This is a genomic window from Seonamhaeicola sp. MEBiC01930, from assembly GCF_045277075.1.
GTDB lineage: Bacteria > Bacteroidota > Bacteroidia > Flavobacteriales > Flavobacteriaceae > Seonamhaeicola.
In genome coordinates this window covers 3,173,472-3,187,640 of sequence record NZ_CP104270.1, presented here as the reverse complement: position 1 = coordinate 3,187,640, position 14,169 = coordinate 3,173,472, and the positions used below count along the sequence as shown (strand labels likewise).

15 protein-coding genes are annotated in these 14,169 nt (G+C 31.6%); 7 read left to right on the top strand and 8 right to left on the bottom strand.

The window, feature by feature from the left end; translation table 11 throughout:
- Positions 1 to 64: 64 nt before the first annotated feature.
- A complete protein-coding gene (locus N1F78_RS13745; protein WP_406683741.1) occupies positions 65 to 1,687 on the top strand; it encodes an alkaline phosphatase PhoX in 1,623 nt (540 codons plus the stop codon).
- A gap of 6 nt (positions 1,688 to 1,693) precedes the next feature.
- On the opposite strand, the gene N1F78_RS13740 is transcribed toward N1F78_RS13745, so the two are convergent.
- Together N1F78_RS13740 and N1F78_RS13735 are read right to left on the bottom strand one after the other, a co-directional pair.
- Complete coding sequence (locus N1F78_RS13740) at positions 1,694 to 2,944, bottom strand: mechanosensitive ion channel family protein (protein ID WP_406683740.1); 1,251 nt, start codon at positions 2,942 to 2,944, stop codon at positions 1,694 to 1,696.
- Position 2,945: 1 nt separating this feature from the next.
- Positions 2,946 to 3,368, bottom strand: coding sequence for a DUF3817 domain-containing protein (locus N1F78_RS13735; protein ID WP_406683739.1), 423 nt, complete (start codon positions 3,366 to 3,368; stop codon positions 2,946 to 2,948).
- 94 nt (positions 3,369 to 3,462) lie between these two features.
- On the opposite strand from N1F78_RS13735, the gene N1F78_RS13730 reads away from it, so the two are divergent.
- The 3 genes from N1F78_RS13730 to N1F78_RS13720 all read left to right on the top strand — a co-directional run bounded on the left by N1F78_RS13730 (position 3,463) and on the right by N1F78_RS13720 (position 6,669).
- On the top strand, positions 3,463 to 5,574 hold the full coding sequence (locus N1F78_RS13730) for an elongation factor G (protein WP_406683738.1): 2,112 nt from the start codon (positions 3,463 to 3,465) through the stop codon (positions 5,572 to 5,574).
- A gap of 18 nt (positions 5,575 to 5,592) precedes the next feature.
- A complete protein-coding gene (locus tag N1F78_RS13725) occupies positions 5,593 to 5,973 on the top strand; it encodes a hypothetical protein (protein WP_406683737.1) in 381 nt (126 codons plus the stop codon).
- A 156-nt stretch (positions 5,974 to 6,129) separates the two neighbouring features.
- Positions 6,130 to 6,669 (top strand): DUF4251 domain-containing protein, encoded by a 540-nt coding sequence (locus tag N1F78_RS13720; protein WP_406683736.1) that lies wholly within the window; start codon positions 6,130 to 6,132, stop codon positions 6,667 to 6,669.
- Between the two features lie 13 nt (positions 6,670 to 6,682).
- On the opposite strand, the gene N1F78_RS13715 is transcribed toward N1F78_RS13720, so the two are convergent.
- Both N1F78_RS13715 and N1F78_RS13710 read right to left on the bottom strand, forming a co-directional pair.
- A complete protein-coding gene (locus N1F78_RS13715) occupies positions 6,683 to 7,303 on the bottom strand; it encodes a YqaA family protein (protein ID WP_406683735.1) in 621 nt (206 codons plus the stop codon).
- Between the two features lie 86 nt (positions 7,304 to 7,389).
- Positions 7,390 to 8,115 (bottom strand): ThuA domain-containing protein, encoded by a 726-nt coding sequence (locus N1F78_RS13710; RefSeq protein ID WP_406683734.1) that lies wholly within the window; start codon positions 8,113 to 8,115, stop codon positions 7,390 to 7,392.
- 68 nt (positions 8,116 to 8,183) lie between these two features.
- Here N1F78_RS13710 and N1F78_RS13705 point away from each other — a divergent pair, with 68 nt between their 5' ends.
- From N1F78_RS13705 to N1F78_RS13695, 3 genes are all read left to right on the top strand, one after another.
- A complete protein-coding gene (locus tag N1F78_RS13705; protein WP_406683733.1) occupies positions 8,184 to 8,576 on the top strand; it encodes a Dabb family protein in 393 nt (130 codons plus the stop codon).
- A gap of 332 nt (positions 8,577 to 8,908) precedes the next feature.
- Entirely contained in the window at positions 8,909 to 9,247 is a 339-nt protein-coding gene (locus tag N1F78_RS13700; RefSeq protein WP_406683732.1) for an HNH endonuclease, read from the top strand.
- A gap of 234 nt (positions 9,248 to 9,481) precedes the next feature.
- Positions 9,482 to 10,732, top strand: coding sequence for a hypothetical protein (locus N1F78_RS13695; RefSeq protein WP_406683731.1), 1,251 nt, complete (start codon positions 9,482 to 9,484; stop codon positions 10,730 to 10,732).
- A 400-nt stretch (positions 10,733 to 11,132) separates the two neighbouring features.
- Here the strand turns inward: N1F78_RS13695 and N1F78_RS13690 are convergent, their stop codons facing one another.
- The 4 genes from N1F78_RS13690 to N1F78_RS13675 all read right to left on the bottom strand — a co-directional run bounded on the left by N1F78_RS13690 (position 11,133) and on the right by N1F78_RS13675 (position 14,167).
- Positions 11,133 to 11,735 (bottom strand): hypothetical protein, encoded by a 603-nt coding sequence (locus N1F78_RS13690; RefSeq protein WP_406683730.1) that lies wholly within the window; start codon positions 11,733 to 11,735, stop codon positions 11,133 to 11,135.
- A 112-nt stretch (positions 11,736 to 11,847) separates the two neighbouring features.
- The gene (locus N1F78_RS13685; RefSeq protein ID WP_406683729.1) at positions 11,848 to 12,306 is read right to left on the bottom strand and encodes a thioredoxin family protein; all 459 of its coding nucleotides are present in this window, start codon (positions 12,304 to 12,306) and stop codon (positions 11,848 to 11,850) included.
- Positions 12,307 to 12,327: 21 nt separating this feature from the next.
- Entirely contained in the window at positions 12,328 to 13,035 is a 708-nt protein-coding gene (locus N1F78_RS13680) for a hypothetical protein (protein WP_406683728.1), read from the bottom strand.
- Positions 13,036 to 13,081: 46 nt separating this feature from the next.
- Positions 13,082 to 14,167 (bottom strand): acyltransferase family protein, encoded by a 1,086-nt coding sequence (locus N1F78_RS13675; RefSeq protein ID WP_406683727.1) that lies wholly within the window; start codon positions 14,165 to 14,167, stop codon positions 13,082 to 13,084.
- Positions 14,168 to 14,169 lie beyond the last annotated feature (2 nt).

Genomic DNA, 14,169 nt, shown 5'->3' with positions numbered 1-14,169 from the left:
AAACTAATTTAGTAACTTTATACTTGATTCCTCCCTAAGCAGTATTAATTTAAAAATAGACATTATGAAACTATTAAAAATTACTTTACTGCCCCTTATCTTTTTCGTTTCGTTGATTGTAAATGCTCAAAACATTGGCGATTTTACTTCAGTAACACCTGCTGTACAAACAGATCAATTTGTTATTCCTTCATCTCATACATTTCAAAAAATTATTGAGACCAATGACGCTTTAACTGAAGGTGGTACCTTTAAGGTAAAGCCTGATTTTACAGCTTATGTTCCAATTGCGGGGAGTAGCACAAATGGTTATTTAAGTATTAACTCTGAAGGTAGTGCTCTGACTGATGGAGGAGGTGGTGTACAAATATTAGATATAAACTTTAATGCCACATCAAAATTATGGGAAACCACGGCTTCAGAAGATTTAGACTTTACCGCATTTGGTGGTACTGCTGCCAATTGTTCTGGTACAGTTACTTCATGGGGAACTGTTATTTCTTGTGAGGAAATTGCTTTTAATGAATTGGGAACAGGGTTAATAGATTTCAACTTTGATGGGTATAATGATGTTGGATGGAATATTGAAATAAATCCGGCCACCAAAACAGTTTTAGGAAAACATTGGGCTATGGGGAATTTTAAGCATGAAAATGTAGCCATTCATTCTAACAACAGAACAGTTTATCAAGGAGCAGATGATACCGTTGGGCATGGTTTTCTATATAAGTTTGTAGCCACAAATGCTCAAGATTTAAGTGCAGGTAATTTGTATGTATTCAAAGGCTCAAAAAGTGGAACCGGGTCTTGGATTCTTATTAATGACAGCTCCAATGCAGCACATCAGTTACCTGCTCATCAAAACAACACTAATGCTTTGAGTCTTGCGGCTGGAGCAACAGAGTTTGAAGGTATAGAAGATGTTGAAATAGGGCCTAACGGCTGGATATATTTTGCAGTAAAAGGAAGCCCAGACCAAAGAGTTTATAGATTTACAGACTCTGATGCATTAGAGTCAACTGCTTCCACCGTAACTATGGAAACTTTTGTTGGTGGCATGAATTATGATATAAATGATGGAACTAGCACAACATCTGTGGCCTGGGGCGGAGGTAATGATAATTTAGCATTTGATGGTGATGGAAATCTTTGGGTGTTACAAGATGATAATTCTGGTGCAAAACAATTTTATATTTGGGTAGTTAAAAGCGGACACACTCAAGCTAGTCCTAAAGTTGAATTATTTGGAATAACACCTCATGATGCAGAACCAACGGGTATAACCTTTACACCAGATTATAAATACTTATTTATGTCTTTCATGGCTCCTAGTGCTACCAACGATTCTAATCAAATTGATGCCGCTGGAAATACTATTGATTTTAACAAGGGCATAAGTATGGTTATTGCTTTAAGTAGTAATTTGGGAAATGCTTTATCAACAGACAATACGTCTAAATTAAAAACTAGTATCAGTCCTAACCCTTTTGATAATTCTTTACGAACACTGAAAATTACTTCTAAAAATATTAAAAGAATACGAATTTATAGTTTACAAGGACAGCAGTTATTAGATCAAAACTTTAATGATGTAGAAAGCACCGAAATTAATCTTAAAAACTATCAGACAGGAGTTTATTTGCTTCAAGTTAATGAGCAAAAAGCTTCTAAATTAGTTGTTAAATAGAATACCCTATTCTTGCAAGATAAAGTTAGAACTAGAAGGCAACTCAAATATTTCTAAATCGAAATAAGGCGTTGCTGCAATTACGTGATCAAAAATATCAGCCATAATATATTCGTAGTTTTCCCAACGTTTGTCACTACTAAAAGCATAAATTTCAATAGGCAAACCTTGGGATGATGGTGCTAATTGACGCACCATAACCGTCATCTCTTTATTAATAGCTGAGTGATTTTCAATGTATTCTTGAACATATTTTCTGAACACACCAATATTGGTGAGGTTTCTTCCATTAAGAGGTAAAGACTTATCAATTTTATGATTAGTATTATGCTTTTCAATAGTTTTTTGACTAGAATCTAAGTAGTTTTCAATAAGTTGAATACCTTTTAGGTTTTCAATGTCTTCTGAAGTTAAATACTTAACACTATCCATCTTGATACTTAAAGAACGTTTTATACGTCGGCCATCAGAACTTTGCATACCACGCCAGTTTTTAAATGACTCCGATATTAAAGCATAAGTTGGAATTGTGGTTATGGTCATGTCCCAGTTTTGAACTTTTACAGTAGCCAAAGTAATTTCTATAACAGAACCATCTGCTCCAAACTTTTCAAAAGTTACCCAATCACCAATGCGCACCATATCATTTATAGAGACTTGTATACTAGCAACAAAACCTAATATGGTATCTCTAAACACCAAAATAATAACAGCTGAAGCCGCTCCTAATCCCGTTAAGAAAGTAAGGAAAGGTATTCCCGTAATTATAGCTATGGCAGACATTATTCCCGCCACCCATGCAAAAATCATAAATACTTGTATGTAGCTATCTACGGGTTTATCTTTTAAACTGGGTAAAGTCTTTAAAAAGTCTTTCACAGTATGTAATAGGCTTCTAACAATCCAAAGCGTTAAAACAATAGCAAACACTTGCAGTCCTTTTTCAACAACACCTTCAAAGTCTGGAAAATCATAAAAAACTATTGGAACAAACTCCAAAGCAAGCAGTAATGGCACAATATGCGCCACATTTCTAGGCACCTTATTAGCAACTAATAAGTCATCAAAATTAGACTTTGATGCTTTTGCAAACCTGGTAAAAGTACCTAACAAAATCTTTCTAATTATAAAATCAATTAAAAAAACAATGATTAAAGCAGCCAAAAATAAAGCTAGCATATTTAAATACTTAACCGTATCATCAGCAACACCTTGGGCAATTAGATAATCATATAATAAATGCTTTATAGAATCCATACTAATTAGTTGTTTTTAAATATTTCTTTTCTATAAAAAAGGTTCCAAAAGGAATTATTGATGCCAAAATAACACCGCCAAATTGCTTGCTGTTCCAATTAAAATCGGGTTTTAACATAAAGGCCAACACTACATACAACATAAATAAAATACCGTGAGGCATTCCTAATAGCTTTACATATTGCGGATCGCCAGCTAAGTATTTAATAGGTGTTGCTATAAATAATAAAAGAATGTAAGATACGCCTTCTAAAAACGCAACTACTCTAAATATATTAACTATTGAAAACATGTTATAAAATTTTAAGCAAAAATACATAGATGAACCAAAAATGCCTCGATTATATGATGTTTTATTATAAATAATACCTCCATTCTCATTCTTTTTTAGCATTGTAATCTTCAACAAGATGATATTAGTCATGTTTTTTTATGAATAATGAAAGTAGCTTTATAACATCTTAAACCTGAATCACTTATTTAATACAGGTTTGTAACCAACATAAACTAAAAGGCATATGAAAGTATTTGATGATAAGCACATTAAAAATGTGGTATTTGTAGGTGCTCATAATAGCGGTAAAACCACATTAGCTGAAACCATGCTCTTTGAGGCAGGACTATTAAAAAGACGAGGAACAATAGAAGATAAAAATACGGTATCTGATTATCATGAAATAGAACACGAGAGACAAGCATCTGTATTTGCTACACCAATTCATACAGAATGGCGTAATTACAAAATCAATATTATTGACACTCCTGGTTTAGACGATTTTATTGGAGAAATCATTTCATCCATCAGGGTGGGAGACACCATAGCTACCGTGATTAATGGCAAACACGGTGTAGAGGTTGGCACTGAAATTATCTGGAATTATATAGATAAATACAATAAGCCAACCTTATTTATTATAAATCAGATTGATCATCCTGATTGCAACTTTGAAGATGCTTTTAAAAGCATTAAAACATTGGTAGGGAATAATGCTATACAAATTCAATATCCAATAAAAATAGATGGCGCACAATGCATAATTGACGTATTGAAAATGAAGTGCTACAAATTTGGACCTGAAGGAGGGAAGCCAGAAAAACTAGAAATTCCTGATAATGAAAAGCCAAAAGCTGAATATTTACACAATGAATTAGTTGAAAAAGCTGCTGAAAATGATGAGGAACTTATGGAGTTATATTTTGATAAAGGCACACTAAACGAAAACGAAATGCGTCAAGGTATAAAGGCAGGTATGCTAAACCATGATTTATTCCCTGTATTCTGTGTATCTGCATTACAAGACATTGGTAGTGGACGTTTAATGGGATTCATTGATAACGTAGCTCCAGCCGCAGCCGATTTAAAACCTGAGCAAAGTGTTGAAGGAGATGAAATTTCCCCAAAGCCAGAAGCAGATACATCTTTATTCATTTTTAAAACTTTATACCAACAGAATTTAGGACAGATTACTTTCTTTAAAGTAAAATCTGGAGAAATTTGTATTAACGATAAGCTTACCAATTCTAGAACCGGTGAAAGCGAAATTATCAATCAGTTATTCATAATGGATGGTAAAAAGCGTGAACCTGTAAATAAACTGACGGCAGGAGATATTGGCGCTACACTAAAATTAAAAGACACGGAAACCAATGACACTCTTTATAGCGGGAGCAAACCAATTACCATTAAACCAATTAAATACCCAGACCCTAGGATCAATAAGGCTGTTACCGTTACCAATAAGGCTGATGATGAAAAATTAAGTGATGCGTTAAAACGTTTACATAGACAAGATCCAACCGTAGTAATCAAATATTCTAAAGAATCTAAAGAACAAATTTTAGGATGTCAAGGTGAGTTACATTTGGCTATTATAGACTGGACTTTAAAACATGATTATAAGCTTAATAAAATAAATTACGCCAAACCAAAGATTAAATACAGAGAGACTATTCAAAGGTCATCTACGGCTAATTACCGGCATAAAAAGCAATCTGGAGGATCGGGTCAATTTGCCCAAGTTCATATGAAAATAGAACCTTGGCATGAGGGTATTCCAGAACCTGAAGGATTTAATATTAGAGGTAAGGAAGAAGTAGATTTACCTTGGGGTGGTAAGCTAATGTTCTATAATTGTATTGTTGGTGGGGTTATAGATTTACGCTACCTACCATCGGTAATGAAGGGTGTTCTAGAAGTTATGGAAGAAGGGCCGTTAACAGGTTCATTCATCCGAGATGTACGTGTTATGGTTTACGATGGCAAAATGCATTCGGTAGATTCTAATGATATTTCGTTTAAGATAGCAGGCGCACATGCCTTCAAAGAAGCCTTTTTAAATGCAAATCCGAAGCTTTTAGAGCCAACAAATGAGCTAACCGTTAAAGTGCCTGAAGAAATGATAGGAAACGTAATGACAGATTTACAGAGTAGACGTTCAATCATTCAAGGGTTTGACAACCTTGATCATTATCAAATATTAAAATGTACAATTCCCGCAGCAGAATTATTTGGTTATTCTACAGATTTACGCTCATTAACACAAGGGAAAGCTACTTTTAGTTCTAGGTTCTCATCATACCAACCCGTACCTAATAACATTCAAAAAAAGTTAATAAAAGAAGAAGTATAATTATAAAGTTGAAAAACTATGATAACGAAAGCGAATTATTTAAGTGACCTTAGATTTAATTTAGAAACTTGGAAACGTGAGTTACGTTTTCATTTAAATGAAATGGATACGTTTGAAGAAAAGTTGGAAGAAATAGCAGGACGTGAATTTGGAAAAAGAGCTACTATACCATTAGAGAATTTTCAAAATAGAGTTATGATTGAAAAAGATGCCATATCAAAGCTATTGCACCGCTGTAGAAACAAAATGGCAAATATTAACAATGCTGATTATAACGAAAATATTGATGGCAGATTACAAAACGAACAGCACACATTAAAAGATGATATGCGAACATATATCAGGCTTCACTATGATTTAAAAGAGGAGATGATGGACTACTTTAGAGAGTGGTTATAGATTAACTAAGCAACTATTGAAAAGTCGGGATTATTTATATGTCTCGGCTTTTTTTTATATAATTAATATAAAGTAAGTAACTTTAAAATTTTAAGGCACAGAACTTGTAAAGAACTATGAAAAAATATGACTATTAATATTAAACTATTAAAGTTTATGAAAACAAAAATTTTAACAATGCTCATGATTTTAATTTTAATTATGAGCTGTGGATCTGGTAAAGGAGTTGACAAAAAAATAGATCTAACTAAAATAAATTCAATAATTGAGTCTGGTATTGTATTTATAGATTCAGACTTTGCTAGTCCGCAAAATGCAGCTCAAATTGCAAATCTTAATTTATTACCAGTAGGTAATAACTCAGGAAATATTAGTTTAATTGGCAATCATAATTATTTTAATATAATTGGTGATAGTTTATCAATTAAACTACCGTATTATGGAGAACATCAAATAGGAGGTGGGTATAACCCTGATGGTGTAGGTATTAATTTTGATGGTAAAGCAGAAGTATTCAGGCATACATTCAATACAAAAAAGAATAAACATGAGTTTTATATTGAAGTAAAGAACAGTACAGAAACCTTTCAAATTCGTGTTGACATTCGCCCAAATTTAAAAACAGAAATAGGTGTGAATAGTAACCAAAGAACCTTTATTTCTTATAGAGGTAATGTCATAGAAGAACAGCCTTAAAAGATGAATTCATCTATACCACGTTAAAAATTACTAAACCATAAATTACAAAGCGTAATAAACGTAAGGCCCCAAAAGAAACAACTCCTTTAAACGGGAACTTAATAATACCTGCTGCCAAGCAAGATATAGAAAAGGGTAGTGGTAGCAGTGCTCCAACTACAATTAAAAATCCTCCCCATTTTTTGGAATTTTTAAGTTGCTTTTGCATTTTTTCTTCTAAATAACGATGTACTTTAGGTATTTTGGTAATAAAATCACCTATATAGTAACTTAATAAACCTCCAAAATAGGATAAAAATGCTAATATGGTAAGGTATCCCCAGGGGTTATTAAGTTTACCAGACCAAGCAATAAATAGTTCTGGAGGAACCAAACCTAAAAGAGTTTCAGAAATAAAAAAGAATATTAAAACGCCATAAATGGGTAAAGCTTTAGTAAGAGTAACTAAAGCCTCATTTATATTAAAAAAGGTATTCAACGCATAAATACCAACAACAGCAATAATTATATAGGGTAATGCTTTTAAAACACTTTTACCAACAAAACTATAAAAACCAGTATAACTATAATACTGATGTAAAAGTTTTAAGCGTGACTTAGCAGGTTTAGATTTTGTTTTTGTAGGCTTCAATGGGGGTGAAATTTTGAGACTGCTAATATAGCCTTTTCTTTTTTCTTACAAATATTAAAATAAAGGAATAAAACGTAATTAACTTACTAATTATCCGTAACATATTGAATTCCACCTAAAATATGATTCAAAAAATGTTCATTCTGAAAAGCTTCTTTTGGGTGCCCAAGACCAGTATAGAACATTTTTCCTCCATCAAATTCTTGATACCACGAAATAGGGTGATTAACTCCAAGTCCGCCACCTTCATATGTAGTTTCATCTAAGTTTGCCAAAACGTTAATATCCTTACTAATATCCTTAAAATCATACCATTCATCTTTACAAACCCATTCTTTAGGTAACTTACTAGTAGACTGATGCTTATCATCTATTATATCAATTTTAGCTTCATGTAATCCAGGAGGGTGAGTTTTAAAATAAGCACCCACTAATTTATTGTACCATGGCCACTCATATTCCGTATCAGTTGCAGCATGAATACCAACAAATCCACCACCATTATTAATGTAATTTTTAAAACTTTGCTCTTGTTCATTATTAAAGATATCGCCAGTAGTACTTAAAAAAATAATGGCATCATATTTCTTAAGTGAATCATTAACAAAATAATTAGCATCCTCAGTTGCATAAACATTAAAATTATTGCTTTCACCTAATTTTTTAATTGCCGCTATACCAGGTTCTATAGATTTATGACGATAACCTTCAGTTTTAGAAAATATTAAAACTTCCTTTTTTTTAGGTTCTATGTTACAACTTAAAAGAATTGTAGTTATAAGTAACGCGAGTATTGTTTTGTTAGAATTCATTTTAAAACATTTATTATTCAAACAAATGTAATAAAATCAGTTTTGTATATTTGATTTTACATTTTTTTATGAGAAATATAATTATAGTTTTAAGTTCAATTTTAATTTTAGGTTGTAATAATACAACTAATGAAAAGGAGGATATGGGAAATTTTGCGCATACAGTATTTTTTTGGTTAAAAAACCCAGACAATAAAGAAGATAGGGCTGCCTTTGAAAAATCCTTAAAGTATTTCATTAATAATTCTAAATATATTAAAACAAAGCATATTGGCACGCCAGCAGCAACCAATAGAGAAGTTATTGATAATAGCTATACATACAGTTTACTGTTAACTTTTGAAACCAAAGAAGATCATGACGCTTACCAAGATGAACCAAATCATAAGCAATTCTTAGATGAATCTATGAACTTATGGAGTAAGGTTATAGTTTATGATTCTGAAAATACATTGGAGTAGGATATTATTCTACTTAAAAATTCTATTTGACATAATATAAATTATAGTACATTTTACAACAATTAGCGAAATAGCGCTTTTGGGCGATATTTGATATAATTGCAGATATAATGTCGCAGACTTATATCGAAAGTAATTATGACAAGCTAATTGTGGCTTCTGTATTCTGTATAATGATCAAGATTATATTTTTTAAGCGATTCTCAGGGATTAGCTTTTGTAAAATAAAATATTGCTTTTCCCAGCCGCATCAACTCGCAGATTCGCAAAATTGATATTCAATCAATTTCCAAAATAGTATGTAAAATAGAATTTTTATTAATTTTAATACTATGGAAATGCTATCTCAATTAACAAGTGATGATTATAAAGTAATTCTATTTGGGATTATTGTTATTCTTGTCTATTTCTTATTGTTAAGATATAAAAGACACTTATGGGAGAACCGGAGAAAAGCACGATGCGATTATTACAGAAACGTGTATTTAAAATCTGATGAATGGAAACGGAAACGCTACGTAGTTTTAAAACGTGATAACTGGAAATGTGTCTATTGTGGAAATCGTGCTACACAAGTACATCACACAAGATATGCTAAGTATAATATTGGTAAAGAACCTATAGATTGGTTAGAATCTGTATGTAAATCATGCCATGATGATTTGCATTAGTGTTGTATCCAAATACACATCCTCAGGATAATTGCATTTGTATAGCCTAAAATATGTACACTCCACTATCCTATTGTTTTAGCCAAAATTTTATGAGGTCAATTTACAGAAACTTCTAATAAATTTAGGTAATTTATTAGAAATCAGGATTTATTCTGGGTTTCTTATTGGCATAATGTTTGTTAAAGTTTTCATATCTTTAACTTTATACATTGTCAAATATAAAAAGCGGTCATGAAAGTAAACTATTTCAATTTAACCCGACATGTAATATCTTTTATTACCTTATTATTAATAAGCATTAATATTTACTCACAAGAATATACAACAAACTGGCAAAACTATGAAGGGAATAATTGCCTAAGAAGTGGTATACTTTATAAAAGAGTATCTAAAGTTGTAAGCGTATCTGGTAAAGAGAAATGGTATCATAATTTTACCTTCAAAAATAGTTTTAGCGAAATTATTTCATTTTCCTTCGGTATAGGAGAAAGAGGGAGAACCACTGAAAGGAAATCCCTTCTTAGACCAGAAGAAACAGTTAGCACCTATTATTATTCATTTAATGAAACTCCCAAATTATTAATTGATAAAGTACGGTTTGGTGATAATGATAGTGGCCCTTATTGGGTTTGTAATAATTATAACGGTAGATATTCACAACCATCTAGTTCATCATCAAAAAATAACAATTCAAGTTCCTCTAATACTGGTTATGCTGGGAATAATACCCCCTTAAATCCAAAGAAAAAAACCATGACAATTAGCAGGTCAGAAAACAATTATAAGTCAGAAGACGAATTAGTAAGTCTTCTGTCGGGAATAATTCTAAATTCAGGAAACAATAGTTCTAATTCTTCAGCATATTCCGCCGATGCTGCGTATGCAGAATTAAGTAGGCAAATTGAATCAATGAATCAAAGGCGTAAACACCGAAAAGATGTTGGTTTAAGGCTTCTTAAAAAATATCCTAATTTGAATTCAGAACAATTCACACTATTAGCAGAATATTATAACCATGTGGCAACTACAGATTATTCAGGTGAATTGTTTATTGACATTATGAGAAGGGCTTTGTCGGAAAAGCATATTAACAGGAATGTAAACAAAATCACAAAAGCTTTGGTTAGTTTACGAAAACAAATTAAAAAGGATGAACTAATTGCTTTTTATAAGCGTGCTTATCCATATTTAGAGGCAAAACCAAGACCAGATGGTTACGTTGGCGACGTTTATCATGGTTTTTATGGGGAAAAAGCCATTATTTTAGAAGTATTAATAAATTCAAGTACAGGCAGTAAAAAGGAATACTACAGACAGGAATTTATTAAGAATATGTGTAAATATGCAAACACTTCTTACAATAGAAAAGCCGCTAGAGAAGATGTAGGAAGAGTAATGAGGAATATTAGTTGTTTTTCTTCTTTTGAAAAAGAACAATTAATCAAAAACCCTTGCAGAGTTGCACAAAAGGGATTTAAATAAAGTTTAATCCATTTATTTTAAAGGATAAGAAAATAAGCTTAATTAAAACAGGTAAAACCATTCCACACACATTCCACTTCCCTCCTACGTCGTCGTGTAAAAAGTGTTTCATTAACATCGTAGAGGAAACTTTTTAGAATAAATTTTTTAAAGATACTGTTGAAAGGATTTGAGCTTTTATCCAAAGCTCAAGTTACATAACGCAGAACATTATAATTCAGATTTGAAATTATAATCCGTTATTATATAAAATGTCTTTGTAACGATTTATATATAGGTTATATTGTATTTCAACTTTTGCCTAACAATCAAACAAAAGCTAACGTTTTTACTTTCACAAAAAAAAAATGAATTCACAAATTTATGTGAATTCATTTTGATTTTTGTTTTTAGTAATGCTTTATAACCAGCTAATTCCTAATCCAACGTTAAAGATTACTGCATCTCTATGTGCATCTCCATCTAAAGACGCACGACCCAAAACTAATTTAGACTGAATGTTAAGTGCGAAGTTTTTCTTTTTGTAAATTTCGTACCCTGTACTCGCCATAACAGCACAACCAAAGTTCCAATCGTCATTTACATCGTCTTTAATATCATATAGCGCTGGCGAATCTATTGCTAAGCCAATTCCTCCATGAATCCACCATCTATCTTTTACCCAATATTGTACAGAAGGAATTAACCCTCCAAAATGCCTGTCATTACCCTCAAATTCGTATATATTTCCAGGTAAAGAGGCTGTAATGGCGAGTTTGTCGTTTAACATGTAGCCAAATTTTAAATCTGGAAAAACAAATGCTCCTTGAGCTTTGTTGAAAGTTTGAATACCTGCACTATCTTCTAAACTGATAATACCGCCACCTACTACAAATTCGAAAATGAATCCATCTCTTTGTGTTGTTGTTTCTATATTGGTGTTTTGTGCATATGTTATACTAGATACTAATGCAAAGGCAATACAAACCATTCTTAATAAAATTTGTTTTTTGATTGTTTTCATAATTGTTTGTTTTTTGATTTTAATTGATGCCATAATTGTTCGTTTTTTGATTGATTAAATTGATGTTTACTATTCTAAATTAAATTTTTGTGATTTCTGTTTTTTACTTCTCTTAATACACACTTTGATTTTCAAGCATTTCAAGGAATTTTGTTTTCTCGACTATTCCAACAGCATAATCAATTACATCTCCTTGAGGACTAATAAAAATGGTTGTTGGTGTAGCTCCAATATTGTATTGCTTTACTAATGCCTCAGCATTTTGGTCATCAATATTAATTTCTATTGGTATAACTTTAGCATCGATAACTTTCTTAACTTTATCATCGGAAAAAATTTTTCGCTTCATAATTCTGCAAGGTGAGCACCATTCTGCAGTAAAAAACACCAAAATGTTTTTGTCAGAATTAATCGCAAGCTTTTGGGCAGATTCAAGGTTATTAGTCCAAGTAATATCATTTGAAGGCGCATAAAAAGAGTACCATGCATACCAAAGCGAAACGACAAGAAATGTTAGCCAGAAAAATCTCCAAAACGGATGCGTTTTCTTTTTTGATTTAATTTTTTTCATGAACCTATAGTTTTAGATTGTTTAATATTTATTTTGAAGTTCTGTATAAGTGTCTTTTAGCTTCTTTAATGATTCAATGGCATTACCGTAAGCCTCTCGATTTTGTGCAATCGTAGTCATTCTCGTTAAAACCATATTTTCGAAATAAATGTCTTTGCCATAATTTTCAGACGAAGTTCCCATATTCCTAAATTTTACGTTTCGCATCAAAAAATTTTCATAATACGCTTCAATTGCGTTTTGTTCTGATGATTCAAGCTTTTCTATAGGATTGAATGTTTCGTATGTTTCAGAAATGGCATTGCGTAAGTTTAAATCGTCAAATAATTTTAAATCACCAGAAAATTTTAAATTTTCATAGGTTATCATAACTGGATAAAACTTTTTAGACATGATTAAATAGAATGATTTTGTCGATAATCTAGGGTTATCATAATCTTTAAATAATAGAATTTTGAATACTGTATCTAACTCTTTGAGCATTAGCAGTGACTCATCATCAAGAAGGGTCAACTTTTTTAGATTTCGATCTGTTTCATCATGCAACTGAATAATGTATGAATTTCTTAGTTCCAATTTCTTTTCGCTATTTGAATGTTCATTAATTGCTAAGGCTATAAGAATCCCAACAATAACAAGAATAATTTCTCCAGTTGCGTAAGCAAAATAATTACCGAACTTATTTTGAGTAAGCATTTTTAGTCTATTTTTTCTAAATAATTTTATCATGACTTAATGGTTTATTAAATTGAAAAACAACGTGTTGTGTTTTACTTTAAATATGCTTTAACTTTTTCTGTATTACGCTTTTAAATTTCCATTTCAATCCAAACAAGGGTCTTAAAATATTAATTCGTTTAAGGATAAATTCATAAATAAGAAAACAGACAACAAACGTAAATACCGTAATTCCTATAAATGCTATCATAGGATGAAGATCTAATGGCAGAATGAGTAATGCAGCTGCATATAAGACGAACATGTGAATAATATAAACAGGATAAACAGCTGCACTCAAATAGCTAAGTGTGTCACTTGGTTTATTAAAGTGGCTATAACCTATTCCAAACAAACCCAATATCCAAGCATTAGATTCTATAGTAGTAATATACATATTTGATATGGACTGATACCCTGTGAATCGAAGAGTAAATAAGACAGCTGCTATACTTATATACAACCATTTCCACTTTGAAACGGTTTGCCAGAATACTTTACCACTATACACAAAAAAATACCCAAAAAAGAACGCAAGAAATCCTATAAAAAATCCATGCCAAGTCTGAGCGTATAGTTCAAATAGCTGTGGTTTTAATAAACCTACTTCCAACATAAAAAAAACAGATATCGTAAGTGGACCAAAAGCATAACTCATCACTTTTGAAATTATCTTTTTGAATCTTCCTTTTTCATTTTTCTTTAGATAGAAAAAGAGTGGCGACAACAACAGAACGTATACAAAAATGTTACCCAAAAACCATAAATGGCCCATATGCGGAAAGTAGCTTAATGGCATCTTATAATATTGCTGAAAAATTAAAAAATGTAATGGAGTAATGGCCAAAAACCCGAATACAAATGGTAAAAGAATACGTTTTCCACGCTCTAAGAATAACTGCTTCCAATTTCTTTTTTTCATTGCAAAATAGAGTCCCATTCCCGATACAAAAAAGAGTAAAGGTATTCGCCAAACATTCAGCATCGTCATTGGTTTCCAAAGTCCTTCTAAAGCGTCATCACTTTTTATAAAACCTATAAACAATGCCCAAGGTTGAAATATAATGGCTATATGGTAAATCAGTAATAAACCAATAGCAATTACTCTTAACCAATCAATATCGTATCTTCTTTCTGTTGTCATCT